Origin of the sequence: Pseudomonas sp. RIT-PI-r, from assembly GCF_001297015.1 — a bacterium.
Lineage (GTDB): Bacteria > Pseudomonadota > Gammaproteobacteria > Pseudomonadales > Pseudomonadaceae > Aquipseudomonas.
On the sequence record NZ_LIGE01000035.1, the window covers coordinates 89,049 to 101,752 of the forward strand.

At 58.6% G+C, this 12,704-nt stretch carries 15 protein-coding genes; 2 read left to right on the forward strand and 13 right to left on the reverse strand.

What is annotated here, in order from left to right; all coding sequences use genetic code 11:
* Positions 1–46: 46 nt before the first annotated feature.
* From AK821_RS20330 to AK821_RS20350, 5 genes are all read right to left on the reverse strand, one after another.
* Complete coding sequence (locus AK821_RS20330; protein WP_064391301.1) at positions 47–586, reverse strand: FixH family protein; 540 nt, start codon at positions 584–586, stop codon at positions 47–49.
* A gap of 11 nt (positions 587–597) precedes the next feature.
* Positions 598–2,013 carry a cytochrome c oxidase accessory protein CcoG gene (ccoG, locus tag AK821_RS20335; protein WP_064391302.1) on the reverse strand — a complete coding sequence of 472 codons (1,416 nt, stop codon included), beginning with the start codon at positions 2,011–2,013 and terminating at the stop codon, positions 598–600.
* A gap of 222 nt (positions 2,014–2,235) precedes the next feature.
* Positions 2,236–2,646 (reverse strand): type II toxin-antitoxin system VapC family toxin, encoded by a 411-nt coding sequence (locus AK821_RS20340; protein WP_064391303.1) that lies wholly within the window; start codon positions 2,644–2,646, stop codon positions 2,236–2,238.
* The gene (locus AK821_RS20345; RefSeq protein ID WP_064391312.1) at positions 2,646–2,900 is read right to left on the reverse strand and encodes a type II toxin-antitoxin system Phd/YefM family antitoxin; all 255 of its coding nucleotides are present in this window, start codon (positions 2,898–2,900) and stop codon (positions 2,646–2,648) included. Before AK821_RS20345 ends, AK821_RS20340 begins: the two co-directional genes overlap by 1 nt.
* A gap of 174 nt (positions 2,901–3,074) precedes the next feature.
* The gene (locus AK821_RS20350; protein ID WP_064391304.1) at positions 3,075–3,275 is read right to left on the reverse strand and encodes a hypothetical protein; all 201 of its coding nucleotides are present in this window, start codon (positions 3,273–3,275) and stop codon (positions 3,075–3,077) included.
* A 307-nt stretch (positions 3,276–3,582) separates the two neighbouring features.
* Between AK821_RS20350 and AK821_RS20355 the strand changes: the two genes are divergently transcribed.
* Positions 3,583–4,587, forward strand: coding sequence for a metallophosphoesterase family protein (locus tag AK821_RS20355; RefSeq protein WP_064391305.1), 1,005 nt, complete (start codon positions 3,583–3,585; stop codon positions 4,585–4,587).
* A 53-nt stretch (positions 4,588–4,640) separates the two neighbouring features.
* On the opposite strand, the gene ccoP (AK821_RS20360) is transcribed toward AK821_RS20355, so the two are convergent.
* The 8 genes from ccoP (AK821_RS20360) to ccoN (AK821_RS20395) all read right to left on the reverse strand — a co-directional run bounded on the left by ccoP (AK821_RS20360) (position 4,641) and on the right by ccoN (AK821_RS20395) (position 11,541).
* Positions 4,641–5,624, reverse strand: coding sequence for a cytochrome-c oxidase, cbb3-type subunit III (ccoP, locus tag AK821_RS20360; RefSeq protein ID WP_064391306.1), 984 nt, complete (start codon positions 5,622–5,624; stop codon positions 4,641–4,643).
* Positions 5,621–5,806: a CcoQ/FixQ family Cbb3-type cytochrome c oxidase assembly chaperone gene (locus tag AK821_RS20365; protein WP_003175465.1), complete on the reverse strand. Its 186-nt coding sequence runs from the start codon at positions 5,804–5,806 to the stop codon at positions 5,621–5,623. Before AK821_RS20365 ends, ccoP (AK821_RS20360) begins: the two co-directional genes overlap by 4 nt.
* Positions 5,807–5,811: 5 nt before the next feature.
* Positions 5,812–6,420 carry a cytochrome-c oxidase, cbb3-type subunit II gene (ccoO, locus tag AK821_RS20370; protein WP_064391307.1) on the reverse strand — a complete coding sequence of 203 codons (609 nt, stop codon included), beginning with the start codon at positions 6,418–6,420 and terminating at the stop codon, positions 5,812–5,814.
* On the reverse strand, positions 6,420–7,862 hold the full coding sequence (gene ccoN, locus AK821_RS20375; protein ID WP_064391308.1) for a cytochrome-c oxidase, cbb3-type subunit I: 1,443 nt from the start codon (positions 7,860–7,862) through the stop codon (positions 6,420–6,422). The genes ccoO (AK821_RS20370) and ccoN (AK821_RS20375) overlap by 1 nt, the downstream gene beginning before the upstream one ends.
* Before the next feature lie 482 nt (positions 7,863–8,344).
* Positions 8,345–9,298, reverse strand: coding sequence for a cytochrome-c oxidase, cbb3-type subunit III (ccoP, locus tag AK821_RS20380; RefSeq protein ID WP_064391309.1), 954 nt, complete (start codon positions 9,296–9,298; stop codon positions 8,345–8,347).
* The gene (locus AK821_RS20385) at positions 9,295–9,492 is read right to left on the reverse strand and encodes a cbb3-type cytochrome oxidase subunit 3 (RefSeq protein ID WP_007917155.1); all 198 of its coding nucleotides are present in this window, start codon (positions 9,490–9,492) and stop codon (positions 9,295–9,297) included. Before AK821_RS20385 ends, ccoP (AK821_RS20380) begins: the two co-directional genes overlap by 4 nt.
* 5 nt (positions 9,493–9,497) lie before the next feature.
* Complete coding sequence (gene ccoO / locus AK821_RS20390; protein WP_008082031.1) at positions 9,498–10,106, reverse strand: cytochrome-c oxidase, cbb3-type subunit II; 609 nt, start codon at positions 10,104–10,106, stop codon at positions 9,498–9,500.
* A 10-nt stretch (positions 10,107–10,116) separates the two neighbouring features.
* Entirely contained in the window at positions 10,117–11,541 is a 1,425-nt protein-coding gene (ccoN, locus tag AK821_RS20395; RefSeq protein ID WP_064391310.1) for a cytochrome-c oxidase, cbb3-type subunit I, read from the reverse strand.
* A 95-nt stretch (positions 11,542–11,636) separates the two neighbouring features.
* Between ccoN (AK821_RS20395) and AK821_RS20400 the strand changes: the two genes are divergently transcribed.
* Positions 11,637–12,317, forward strand: a complete 681-nt coding sequence (locus tag AK821_RS20400) for an alpha/beta family hydrolase (RefSeq protein ID WP_064391311.1) — start codon at positions 11,637–11,639, stop codon at positions 12,315–12,317.
* Positions 12,318–12,704: the final 387 nt, after the last annotated feature.

The window sequence follows — 12,704 nt, forward strand, 5'->3', positions numbered from 1 at the left end:
ATCAAAAGATCGCAGCCTGCGGCAGCTCCTACATAGGGGTATCGGGTTACTTCTTGAGGTCTTCGGCGCCTTGCAGCGGCTCGTCACCCAGCAGCAGATCCTTGTCATGGCTCACTAGCTCTTCTTCGAACATGCGCCACACATGGTCATCCTGACTGCCGAGCAATTCGACAAACCGGCGACCTTCGACCTTGTCGCCCAATTGACCGATGTAGCGGCCTGCTTCGGTTTCGCTGCGGGTCAGGACGATCTTGCGATCCTTTTCCGGTTGTGTCGGCGAAATCAGGTTCAATTCAAGGGTCTTCGGCTGGCTGTCGCCGCTCAGGCGCAAATCAACCTCACCAGTAACATCATCCAGATGCACCGCCGCACGCATCTTCAAATTCTGCGCCAACAACTCGCGATCCAGCGAACGGTTGATACCCTTGCCCGCCTCGTAGTAGTTGTCGTTGACCAGATTGTCCGGGTTGTTCACCGCAATGGTCACCATCGACAGAGTCAGGGTCACCGAACAGGCCAGAATCCCGATGATGATCCATGGCCAGAGGTGCTTGTACCAAGGACTTGCGGCGTTTGCTGCGGGCATGTTCAGTTCTCTCAACGGATTTGGGGGCCGATGAATCGGCTCTTGGCTTCAACGTGGACGCTGTCGTCATCGGCATCCTTGAGGATGAATTTCACCTCGTTGGTGCTCGATGGCAGTTGTTCCGGTGCGCTCGACAACTCGACCGGCATGCTGACGATGTCGCCGGCCGCGACCTTGATCTCGCGCTTGCCTTGCAGGCGCAGATCCGGCAACCCGGCGGCTTCCAGCACATAGGTGTGATCGCGCTGGTCCTTGTTCATGATCTTCAGGCTGTAAACGTTTTCGATCCGGCCTTCAGCGTTTTCGCGGTACAGCACACGGTCCTTGCTGACATCGAAACCGACCAGCGAACGCATGACGAACGCGGTGACCAGCAGGCTGATCATCGCCAGCAACACCACGGCATAGCCGATCAGGCGTGGCCGCAGTTTATGGGTTTTCTGTCCCGACAGGTTGTGTTCGGTGGTGTAGCTGATCAGGCCGCGCGGGTAATCCATCTTGTCCATGATGCTGTCGCAGGCGTCGATGCACGCGGCGCAACCGATGCACTCGATCTGCAGGCCGTCGCGGATGTCGATGCCGGTCGGGCAGACCTGCACGCACATGGTGCAATCGATGCAGTCACCGAGGCCCAGGGCCTTGTAGTCGATACCTTTCTTGCGCGGGCCACGGCTTTCGCCGCGACGCGGATCGTAGGAAACGATCAGCGTGTCCTTGTCGAACATCACACTCTGGAAGCGCGCATACGGGCACATGTAGATGCACACCTGCTCGCGCAACCAGCCGGCGTTGCCGTAGGTGGCGAGGGTGAAGAAGCCGACCCAGAAATACGACCAGCCATCGGCCTGGCCGGTGAAGAATTCGAAGACCAGTTCGCGGATCGGCGAGAAGTAACCGACGAAGGTCATGCCGGTGACGAAACCGATCAGCAGCCACATCACGTGCTTGGCGGCTTTACGCAGGAATTTGTTGGCGCTCATCGGCGCCTTGTCGAGCTTGATGCGCTGGTTGCGGTCGCCTTCGGTGACCTTTTCGCACCACATGAAAATCCATGTCCAAACACTTTGCGGGCAGGTGTACCCGCACCAGACGCGGCCGGCATAAACGGTAATGAAGAACAGGCCGAACGCAGCGATGATCAAGAGGCCCGAAAGCAGGATGAAATCCTGTGGCCAGAACGTTGCACCGAAGATGAAGAATTTGCGCTCTGGCAAGTTCCACCACACGGCCTGGTGGCCGCCCCAGTTCAGCCACACCGTACCGAAATACAGCAGGAACAATGCGGCGCCGCCCATCATCCGCAAGTTGCGGAACAGGCCGGTGAAAGCGCGGGTGTAGATTTTTTCTCGTGAGGCGTAAAGGTCGACGCTGTTGTTCGCGTTTTTGCTCGGTGGTGTGACGTCGTGTACCGGAATCTGGTTGCTCATCATTGCATCCCACGGCAGTGGAAAAATGCCTCGGTCGATACGTGCCAACCGCGGTCAAAATGGGGTGTTGCAGTGGCGCAATGATACGCCTGTCGCTCTGGCTCAAGGGTGCGACCTTTGGTCGCGTTGGGGGCGAAGCCTGAATGGTGTAGCGAATGTAGCAAAGCCTGATGCAGGTCAATTGACTTGTTGAGTATGGACAGTTTTGGCGTGGTCGCTAATTCATTGTTCCCAGGGGTTTATCAGGGAAACACCACTCGATTGAAAATCACCGACATTGCGAGTAACGACAGTGAGTCCGTGAACCAGCGCGGTGGCTGCAATCAATGCGTCGCTTTCATTGGCCTGATCGGGTACATGCAGACTGGCACAACGCAGTGCCACAGCAGCGTCCACCGGCAGGATTCGTGCGTCGAATGCCGGCATGACGTGGCGCATCAGCCAGCTGCGCAAAACCTTGCCTTGAGCAGGATCGCGCCGTTCCATGCGTAGCACCCCGGTTTCCAGTTCTTTCAGGGTAATGGCCGAAAGATACAGGCTTGGAGCCAGCACGCTTTTCGCCCAATTGACGACATTGGCATCAGCTTGCGGCTTGCGAAGTTCGGATATCACATTGGTGTCGAGTAAATACATCAGGATAGATCCACGGGACGATGAATGATGACCGCACGCTCGGTTTCGAATTCGATGTCGGCGGCTTCCGGCATGACTAGCAAATCAACAATGTTTGCGTTTGTACCGCTCAGTTCCTGATATTCCTCGATGCTCAGCAGGACGTGAGAAGCCTTGCCGCGGTCGGTAATGATCACAGGGCCCAGGCGTGCAGCCTTCTTGGCGCTGCTGGTGTCCTGATTGAACTCACGGCTGGAGATGGTGGTGATTGCCATCATGGTCGACCTCTCGGATTGCAGATGTAGCAACGTTACTACTTCACCGTCAGTGCGGCAATTGGAAGGAGCAGGGCTCATACGTCCGTTGGTCGGGCGATGGCTGGCATGTGTGGAGACGGCTTCGCGCGAAGTAGAAGCCATCTCGGCTTGAATCAGGCTTCGTTTCAAAACTCAGGGAAGCCGACCACCGCCCAGGCTGTCGAGACTGCCGGTATTCCTGTGCGGTTTCGTGGTGCTGTTGGCATCGGGTTGCAGCGGCGTGCCGAGGCTCAGCACAGCGGGACTCAGGGCGTGATTCGATGAGTCGCAAGACTGCTCGGTTTCAGCGAGGTCCTGCTCGTCTGGTAGTTGCGTGTTGTCATCATTCAACATGGCAGCTTCATCCTTGAAGTTACTCCGATGCGGATCATCGGGCTGCTGAAAACCCTATCGCCGATGGTCAATCGAGTCCATCAGACAAGTGTCTCAAGGTATGAAGCGCCAACAGAATAGCCCCACCAATACACATTGGCGGGGCCGTCTGCTTGCCGCTTTATGTGCGTGATATCCATGTGCTGGAAATATAATCAGTTAATTGTCAGGTTTTAAAGTTGCGGGCTTCTCGAATAACTTAGTTTTTTGCGCTGTTCTTCGGCAGTTGCGTATTGATGTTTATAGAACAAGGTAACAATGGAGTTTCATGAATATAAAGGATGTTAAAAAAACTCTCGCCGGGCTGTGCCTGTCATCGCTGGCTTCTTTTGCCCATGCAGACGAAGGCGTTCCACAGCACATGGTATTTGCCTCGGACCCCCAATATCCGTGGACGGAAAAATCGGACAGCGGCGAAGAGGAATCGAGCGCGGACTTTGAAAAACGCTCGAAATGGCTGGTTGAAAGCCAATTCGCGAGCATTGCACAGTTCCGCAACGAGATGGGCGGGCAGAGCACAGTACCGCTGATGATCAACGGCGACATGACCGCGTTCGGCCACGGCTGGCAACGCTCGTTTATGGGGGGGATGCTGCAGAAATATTTTGCTGATGACTATCTTTACGGGCTGGGTAATCACGACTATCAGAACAATGTCAATGACTGCTTTAGCGAGAGTTGCGCAGCGGGCAGTATCGTCGATTATCGCGATCATCATGTTGATAAGGTCGATCAGATGGATCTTGCAGTTACCGGAGGATTTCTCAATAAGCATTATCTGGGAAGTCTGGCTTACTCGAAGAGCATTGGTGAAGTGCATCTGGTGCAACTGAACAATGAACCGACTTACCAAGTGAAGATTTCCCATGCCTTGAATCCAACCACGTTCGATATCAAGCAGTCGCTGGACTGGCTGGAGAATGATTTGCGGATAGCGCGGATGCAGGGATCGGTGATCATTATCAACATGCACAAACCCTATGATTGGGCGGGCAGTTGGGATGAGCAAAAGCGCTTTCGCGCGATGATCGAAAAGTACCAGGTGACGGCGATGTTCGCCGGCCATTTCCATGCCGATGGCGGCAGCATGAGTTACATCGGCAGCGTGCCGATGTTCCTCAGTGGTGGGGCCTCGCGGCAAACGTACCTGACTGCCAGTTTTTCCAGGGATCGCAAACAACTGGAAGTGAGTCTGGTGGAGGGCAACCAGTGGCGTAAACGTACGCCGGTGGCAACGGTGCCGGTAAAGTCGATCTTTACCAGTCGACTATAAAAAAGCCCCCGCCAGGTGAGTGGCGAGGGCTTTCGTTGCAACGCAAACCGGGCTTATCGGGCGTCGGCTTCCGGAGCTTTTTCACCGTGGGACAGGCTGTAAACGTAAGCCGCCAGCAGGTGCACCTTGTCGTTGCCTTGCAGTTGTTCCTGCGCCGGCATCTGGCCCTGACGGCCGTAACGGATGGTCTGCTGCAGTTGCGCGAAGCTCGAGCCGTAGATGAATGCACCCGGGTGGGTCAGGTCAGGCGCGCCCATGGCGGGAGTGCCTTTGCCGGCCGGACCGTGGCAGGCCACGCAGTTGGCGGCGAACAGTTTGCCGCCGTTTTCCGGGTCAGCCTTGGTGTCTTCCGGCAGTTTGCGGCCATCGAGTTTGGTCACGACGAATGCCGCGACATCGGCCACGCCTTGCTCGCCAATCACTTCAGCCCAGGCCGGCATAACCGCGTGACGACCGCCCATGATGGTGGTCTTGATGGTTTCCGGCTCGCCGCCCCAGCGCCAGTCGGCGTCGGTCAGGTTCGGGAAACCGTAGGCACCCTTGGCGTCGGAACCGTGGCACACCGAGCAGTTGGAGGCGAACAGGCGGCCACCCATTTTCAGTGCTTGCGGATCCTTGGCGACTTCTTCGATCGGCATGGCGGCGAACTTGGCGAAGATCGGACCGAACTTGGCGTCCGAACGGGCCATTTCCTTTTCCCACTCGTGCACGCCGGTCCAGCCGGTCTGGCCGTTGGCGAACGCGGTCTGCTTGTCGTTATCGAGGTAGTTGTAACCCGGCAGCAGGCCTTTCCAGTTGCCCAGACCCGGGTACAGCACCAGGTAACCCAAGGCGAAAACGATGGTGCCGACAAACAGCATGAACCACCATTTCGGCAGTGGGTTGTCGTACTCCTCGATCCCGTCGAAGGAGTGCCCGACCGTCTCGTCCGTCTGTTCGCTGCGCTGGCCCTTGCGGGTCGACAGCAACAGCCAGGTCAGGGCGAAGATCGTACCGAGACTGAGGACTGTGACGTACAGACTCCAGAATGTAGTCATTCTTTGTTACTCCTAGAAGCTTGCTCGACGTGCTTGATGGCTTCGGGATCATCCGCAAAAGGCAACAAGGTCGCGTCTTCAAACTCCGACTTGCGCTTGGGGCTGAACACCCACAACGCCAGACCGATGAAGGCCACCATCACAACAACGGTGCCCAGGCCACGAATCATCCCGATATCCATCTAATTCACCGTTTGCTTTTGATGATGGTGCCCAGGCCTTGCAGATAGGCCACCAGCGCGTCCATTTCGGTTTTGCCCTTCACGGCATCCTGTGCACCGGCGATGTCTTCGTCGGTGTAAGGGACGCCGAGGGTGCGCAAAACCTCCATTTTCTTGGCGGTTTCCTTGCCGTCGAGCTTGTTTTCCACGAGGAACGGGTAAGCCGGCATTTTCGACTCAGGCACCACGTTGCGCGGGTTGTACAAGTGCGCACGCTGCCAGTCATCGGAGTAACGACCACCGACCCGGGCCAGATCCGGACCGGTACGCTTGGAACCCCACAGGAACGGGTGATCCCAGACGCTTTCACCCGCCACCGAGTAGTGGCCGTAGCGTTCGGTTTCAGCACGGAACGGACGGATCATCTGCGAGTGGCAGCCGACACAGCCGTTGGCGATGTAAACGTCGCGGCCTTCCAGCTCCAGTGCCGAACGCGGCTTCATGCCTTCGACCGGCTTGTTGGTGACGTCCTGGAAAAACAGCGGAACGATTTGGGTCAGGCCGCCAATGCTGACGGCGATGACCATGAAGAAGGCCAGCAGGCCAATATTCTTCTCGACAGCTTCATGCTTCATCAGTGAGCTCCAACGACAGCGATCTGGGCAGCGGCTTCGGCTTCAGCCGGGTTCGAGGCGCGCACGGTGCGCCAGACGTTGTAAGCCATCAGGAACATGCCGCTGGCGAAGAAAGCGCCGCCCAGGGCACGAACGATGTAACCCGGGTGGCTGGCCTGCAGCGCTTCAACGAACGAGTAGGTGAGGGTGCCGTCGTCGTTGATTGCACGCCACATCAGGCCCTGAGTGATGCCGTTGACCCACATCGACGCGATGTAGAGCACGGTGCCGATGGTCGCGAGCCAGAAGTGCGCGTTGATCAGGCCGACACTGTGCATCTGCGCACGGCCGAACAGACGCGGGATCATGTGGTAGATCGCGCCGATCGAGATCATCGCTACCCAGCCGAGAGCGCCGGCGTGTACGTGGCCGATGGTCCAGTCGGTGTAGTGCGAGAGCGAGTTGACGGTCTTGATCGCCATCATCGGACCTTCGAAGGTCGACATGCCGTAGAACGCCAGCGACACCACGAGGAAGCGCAGGATCGGGTCGGTGCGCAACTTATGCCAGGCGCCCGACAGGGTCATCATGCCGTTGATCATGCCGCCCCAGCTTGGCGCCAGCAGAATGATCGACATCGCCATACCCAAAGATTGTGCCCAATCCGGCAGTGCGGTGTAGTGCAAGTGGTGCGGGCCGGCCCAGATATACAGGGTGATCAGCGCCCAGAAGTGCACGATCGACAGGCGATAGGAGTAGATCGGACGCTCAGCCTGTTTCGGCACGAAGTAATACATCATCCCGAGGAAACCGGTGGTCAGGAAGAAGCCCACCGCGTTGTGGCCGTACCACCACTGGATCATCGCATCCGTCGCGCCCGAGTAGGCGGAGTAGGACTTGAACAGGTTCACCGGCAGGGAAGCGTGGTTGACGATGTGCAACATCGCCGTGACGACGATGAACGCGCCGTAGAACCAGTTACCCACATAGATGTGCTTGGTTTTGCGCTTGGTGATGGTGCCGAAGAACACCAGACCGTAGGTGACCCAGACAATGGCCAGCAAAATGGCGATCGGCCATTCCAGTTCCGCATATTCCTTGGTGGTGGTGTAACCCAGCGGCAAGGTAATGATCGCGCCGACGATCACCGCTTGCCAGCCCCAGAAGGTGAAGGCCGCGAGGCTGTCGGAGATCAGTCGCGTCTGGCAGGTTCGCTGCACGACATAGTAGGAAGTGGCAAACAGTGCACAACCACCGAAGGCGAAAATCACCAGGTTTGTGTGCAACGGGCGCAGGCGTCCAAAGCTCGTCCACGGCAGACCGAAGTTCAATTCCGGCCAGACCAGTTGCGAGGCGATGAAGACACCGAGCCCCATGCCAAGGATCCCCCAGACCACCGTCATGATGGCGAACTGGCGGACTACCTTATAGTTATAAGCAGTCGGACTGATTGCTGTGCTCATTCTAAGGTTCCACGGTTTGGGTGTTTTATTAGGATTAAAATCGGCCGCAAGTATGCAGAGAGCAGGGGGTCATTGCAACGCGCCATGACCTGGGTCAATGCTTTCCAACGCTGATTCTGCGGCCTTTCCATGCGCCGCGTAAGGACAAAATCGGCCTCGGACAAAATGTCGCAGCGGACGAAAAAAGCGAGGGGTTCAGGTCGCTTGTAACGGGGTGTGTTCAAACGCTCAGTTCGGGTGACGGATGGCAAATGGCACGACAGCCGGTATCTACCGGCGTTTGCGGCCACATCAGTCAGCCGGTTCGCAGAACACAGCAGTCAGCGTTGACCTGGAACCGGCACAAGCCAGTCCGCATCGAGCAAGCGTAGACCCGAATCCGGGGAACCGAAAGGAGAGGGTGCGAAGGGGTGCGACAATGCGTCGCAAAGGGGCAGGATGCTGCCGCACCGAGAAAGGTGCGGCAGAGGTGTATGCAATGATTACTTCTTGTTGTCTTCGGTAATCAGTTTTTCTGTATTCAATCCGTGCGACAGGCTGTACACATAAGCGGCGAGCAATTGCACTTTATCGTTACCCAACAGCTCGTTCTGCGCCGGCATATGACCCTGACGACCATGGCGAATGGTTTGCTCGAGTTGGGTCAGGCTGGTTCCGTAGATAAACCCGGCCGGGTGCGTCAGATTCGGCGCGCCCATGGCTTCAGTGCCGTGGCCGGTTGCCCCGTGACAGGCTACGCAAGTGGTGCTGAACGCCTGCTGTCCGGCTTGCAGGTCGGCCTTGCTGTCGGCGGGCAATGGCAGACCGGCCAGCTCGTGACGCACATACGCGGCCACGTTCTTCACCCCGGCCTCGCCGAGCACTTCGCCCCAGGCCGGCATCGCCGCCATCCGGCCACCCATGATGGTGGTCTTGATGGTGTCGGCGTCGCCGCCCCAGCGCCAGTCGCTGTCGGCGAGGTTAGGGAAACCGAACGCGCCCTTGGCGTCGGAGCCGTGGCACACCGAGCAGTTGGAAGCGAACAGGCGGCCACCCATTTTCAACGCCTGCGGATCCTTCGCCACTTCCTCCACCGGCATGGCGGCGAACTTGGCGAAGATCGGCCCGAACCTGGCATCAGCCTTGTTCATTTCCTTTTCCCACTCGTGCACACCGGTCCAGCCATCCTCGTAACCCGGCAGGATGCCTTTCCAGTTGCCCAGACCCGGATACAGGATTAAATAGCCCACGGAAAACACCAGCGTGCCGGCGAACAGCATGAACCACCACTGCGGCAGCGGGTTGTCGTACTCCTCGATGCCGTCGAAGCTGTGGCCCATGGTCTGGTCGACGCTGCCTTTGGTCTCTCCCCGGCGGGTGCCGATCAGCAGCCACGTCAGGCCGATCAGGCTGCCGATGGTCAGTACGCAGATCCACGTACTCCAGAAGGTGGTCATGGCCGGGTACTCCTTGTTTCAGATGCTTGGTTTTGTTCGGGCTGCGGCTCGTCGGCAAACGGTAGCAGACGTGCTTCGGCGAATTCCGGGGTGCGCTTGCGGTTGAACACCCACAAGGTCAGGCCGACGAAGGCGACGAACACCACGACCGTGCCGAGACCGCGAATCAGGCCTGCACTCATCTCAATGATCATCGTGCTCACCTCTTGCTCTTGATCGCAGTGCCGAGCACTTGCAGGTAGGAGACGAGGGCGTCCATTTCGGTCTTGCCTTTGAGGCTGGCCACCGCGCCGCTGATGTCGTCGTCGGTGTAAGGCACGCCGAGGGTACGCATGACTTTGAGCTTGGTTTCGGTATGGCTGCTGTCGACCGCTTGCGTAACCAGCCACGGGTAGGCCGGCATTTTCGATTCCGGTACGACGTTGCGCGGGTTGTACAAGTGCGCGCGGTGCCAGTCATCCGAGTAGCGCGCGCCGACCCGGGCCAGATCCGGTCCGGTACGTTTCGACCCCCAGAGAAACGGGTGATCCCACACGCTTTCACCGGCTACCGAGTAGTGCCCGTAGCGCTCGGTTTCGGCGCGGAAAGGGCGGATCATCTGCGAGTGGCAACCGACGCAGCCTTCGCGGATATAGATGTCGCGGCCTTCCAGTTGCAGCGCGGTGTAGGGCTTCATGCCCTCGACCGGTTTGTTGGTGACGTCCTGGAAGAACAGCGGGACGATCTGGGTCAGGCCGCCGATGCTCACGGCAAACACCATGAGCAACATCAACAGGCCGACGTTCTTTTCAATCGTTTCGTGTTTCATGGTCGACTCCTCAGGCCATCTGCGCGGCAGCGACGACGTCAGCAGGCTGCGAGGCCCGCACGGTGCGCCAGGTGTTGTAAGCCATCAGGAACATGCCGCTGAGGAAGATCGCCCCACCAATCAGCCGCACGACGAAGCCTGGGTGGCTGGCCACCAGGGTTTCGACGAAGGAGTAGGTCAGCGTGCCGTCCTCGTTCACCGCGCGCCACATCAGGCCTTGGGCGATGCCGTTGACCCACATCGAGGCGATGTAGAGCACGGTGCCGATGGTTGCGAGCCAGAAGTGCGCGTTGATCAAACCGACGCTGTGCATCTGCGCCTTGCCGAAGATTTTCGGGATCATGTGGTACAGCGCGCCGATGGAAATCATCGCCACCCAGCCGAGGGCGCCGGCGTGTACGTGGCCGATGGTCCAGTCGGTGTAGTGGGAGAGGGCGTTGACGGTCTTGATCGCCATCATCGGACCTTCGAAGGTCGACATGCCGTAGAACGCCAGCGAGACCACGAGGAAGCGCAGGATCGGGTCGCTGCGCAACTTATGCCAGGCGCCTGAGAGGGTCATCATGCCGTTGATCATGCCGCCCCAGCTCGGTGCCAGCAGAATCAGCGACATCACCATGCCCAGCGACTGTGCCCAGTCCGGCAGCGCGGTGTAGTGCAAGTGGTGCGGGCCGGCCCAGATGTACAGGGTGATCAAGGCCCAGAAGTGCACGATCGACAGGCGATACGAATACACCGGACGTTCGGCCTGTTTCGGCACGAAGTAGTACATCATCCCGAGGAAACCGGCGGTGAGGAAAAAACCTACGGCGTTGTGGCCGTACCACCATTGCACCATCGCGTCGGTTGCACCGGCGTACACCGAGTAGGACTTGGTGAAACTCACTGGCAACTCAAGGTTGTTGACGATGTGCAGAATCGCCACGGTGATGATGAACGCGCCGAAGAACCAGTTGCCCACATAGATATGCTTGGTCTTGCGCTGCATGATCGTGCCGAAGAACACGACGGCGTAGGCGACCCAGACGATGGTGATCAGGATGTCGATCGGCCATTCCAGCTCGGCGTATTCCTTGGAGCTGGTGTAACCCAGTGGCAGGCTGATCGCCGCCAATAGAATCACCAGTTGCCAGCCCCAGAAGCAGAACGCGGCGATTTTTGGCGCAAACAATTGGGTCTGGCAGGTGCGTTGCACCGAGTAGAACGAACTGGCGAACAGCGCACAGCCACCGAACGCGAAGATCACCGCGTTGGTGTGCAGCGGGCGCAGACGGCCGAAACTGGTCCAGGGCAAATTGAAGTTGAGTTCGGGCCAGACCAATTGGGCCGCGAGAAAAACCCCGAGCCCCATGCCGACGATGCCCCACACCACCGTCATAATGGCGAATTGGCGGACCACCTTGTAGTTGTAGGCGGTACTGATAAAAGTGTTCATGGTTCCCCATCCACGGTTCAGCCGAAGTGAGCGCGCGCAAAACACGCGGCGAATCCTTCGTCTGGAGTTATAGGCAGACTAAAAGCGAGGCAAGCATGGACAAACAGCACAAGGCCAGTATTGACGGGGATCAATGGGCGCAGTGTGTGCGGGATCGTGGGTGGCTTTGGGATGCTGCCAGTGGTGAGGCTGCGGCGACGTTGATCCTGGCCCACGGTGCCGGGGCGCCGATGGACAGTGACTGGATGAATGATATGGCTGCGCGCCTTGCCGGGCTTGGGGTGAATGTGTTGCGGTTTGAATTTGCGTATATGGCGCAGCGGCGGGTGGATGGGGTGAAGCGGCCGCCGAATCCTGCTGCGAAACTGCAGGAATGTTGGCGTGAGGTGTATGCCGAGGTGCGGCGTCATGTCACTGGGGTTTTGGCCGTGGGCGGGAAGTCTATGGGTGGGCGGATGGCGAGTCTTTTGGCTGACGAATTGGGTGCGGATGCGTTGGTGTGTCTGGGGTATCCGTTTTATGCGGTGGGGAAGCCGGAGAAGCCTCGGGTTGAGCATTTGGCTTCTTTGCAGACTCGGACGTTGATTGTGCAGGGGGAGCGGGATGCGCTTGGCAATCGGGAGGCGGTTGAGGCTTACACCTTGTCACCGAGTATTGAGGTGGCGTGGTTAGCTGCCGGCGATCATGACCTCAAGCCATTGAAGGTTTCCGGGTTTACCCAAGAACAGCATTTGGCCAGCGCCGCGCAGAAAGTAGCCGAGTTTCTCAGCAACTGACCGAGCCGGGCTGAGATTTTGAACTGCACGAAGATCTGCTCCCTTTCCCCCTCGCCCCCTTGGGGGCGGTCCGACGTTTCGGGAGGGCTGGGGTGAGGGGGATGGATCTTGGATGCGCTGCTGTCTTTCGTTTTGGGTACATATCCTTTCCTGCGGTAACGGCCACTCAGGGTTCCGCCCTTACGGCGGGTCACCTTTTCCCAACGCCGAAAAGGTAACCCAAAAGGCTTGCTCCTACGTACGGCCCGCTCGCTGGGGCCCCGGGGCCCCTCGCTCCGGGATCGATCCGGGCGCAGCGCCTACGGTTTGCTTCGCTGCACCTCCTCTCGCTCTGGTTGGGCGCGCCACACGGTCGCTGCGCCCCCACCCCCGGGCCCAGCCCTCCCC

Coding starts and splice junctions, on each gene's coding strand:
- AK821_RS20330 (WP_064391301.1), bottom strand. CDS start 586: ATGCCCGCAGCAAACGCCGCAAGTCCTTGGTACAAGCACCTCTGGCCA.
- ccoG (WP_064391302.1), bottom strand. CDS start 2,013: ATGAGCAACCAGATTCCGGTACACGACGTCACACCACCGAGCAAAAAC.
- AK821_RS20340 (WP_064391303.1), bottom strand. CDS start 2,646: ATGTATTTACTCGACACCAATGTGATATCCGAACTTCGCAAGCCGCAA.
- AK821_RS20345 (WP_064391312.1), bottom strand. CDS start 2,900: ATGGCAATCACCACCATCTCCAGCCGTGAGTTCAATCAGGACACCAGC.
- AK821_RS20350 (WP_064391304.1), bottom strand. CDS start 3,275: ATGTTGAATGATGACAACACGCAACTACCAGACGAGCAGGACCTCGCT.
- AK821_RS20355 (WP_064391305.1), top strand. CDS start 3,583: ATGAATATAAAGGATGTTAAAAAAACTCTCGCCGGGCTGTGCCTGTCA.
- ccoP (WP_064391306.1), bottom strand. CDS start 5,624: ATGACTACATTCTGGAGTCTGTACGTCACAGTCCTCAGTCTCGGTACG.
- AK821_RS20365 (WP_003175465.1), bottom strand. CDS start 5,806: ATGGATATCGGGATGATTCGTGGCCTGGGCACCGTTGTTGTGATGGTG.
- ccoO (WP_064391307.1), bottom strand. CDS start 6,420: ATGAAGCATGAAGCTGTCGAGAAGAATATTGGCCTGCTGGCCTTCTTC.
- ccoN (WP_064391308.1), bottom strand. CDS start 7,862: ATGAGCACAGCAATCAGTCCGACTGCTTATAACTATAAGGTAGTCCGC.
- ccoP (WP_064391309.1), bottom strand. CDS start 9,298: ATGACCACCTTCTGGAGTACGTGGATCTGCGTACTGACCATCGGCAGC.
- AK821_RS20385 (WP_007917155.1), bottom strand. CDS start 9,492: ATGATCATTGAGATGAGTGCAGGCCTGATTCGCGGTCTCGGCACGGTC.
- ccoO (WP_008082031.1), bottom strand. CDS start 10,106: ATGAAACACGAAACGATTGAAAAGAACGTCGGCCTGTTGATGTTGCTC.
- ccoN (WP_064391310.1), bottom strand. CDS start 11,541: ATGAACACTTTTATCAGTACCGCCTACAACTACAAGGTGGTCCGCCAA.
- AK821_RS20400 (WP_064391311.1), top strand. CDS start 11,637: ATGGACAAACAGCACAAGGCCAGTATTGACGGGGATCAATGGGCGCAG.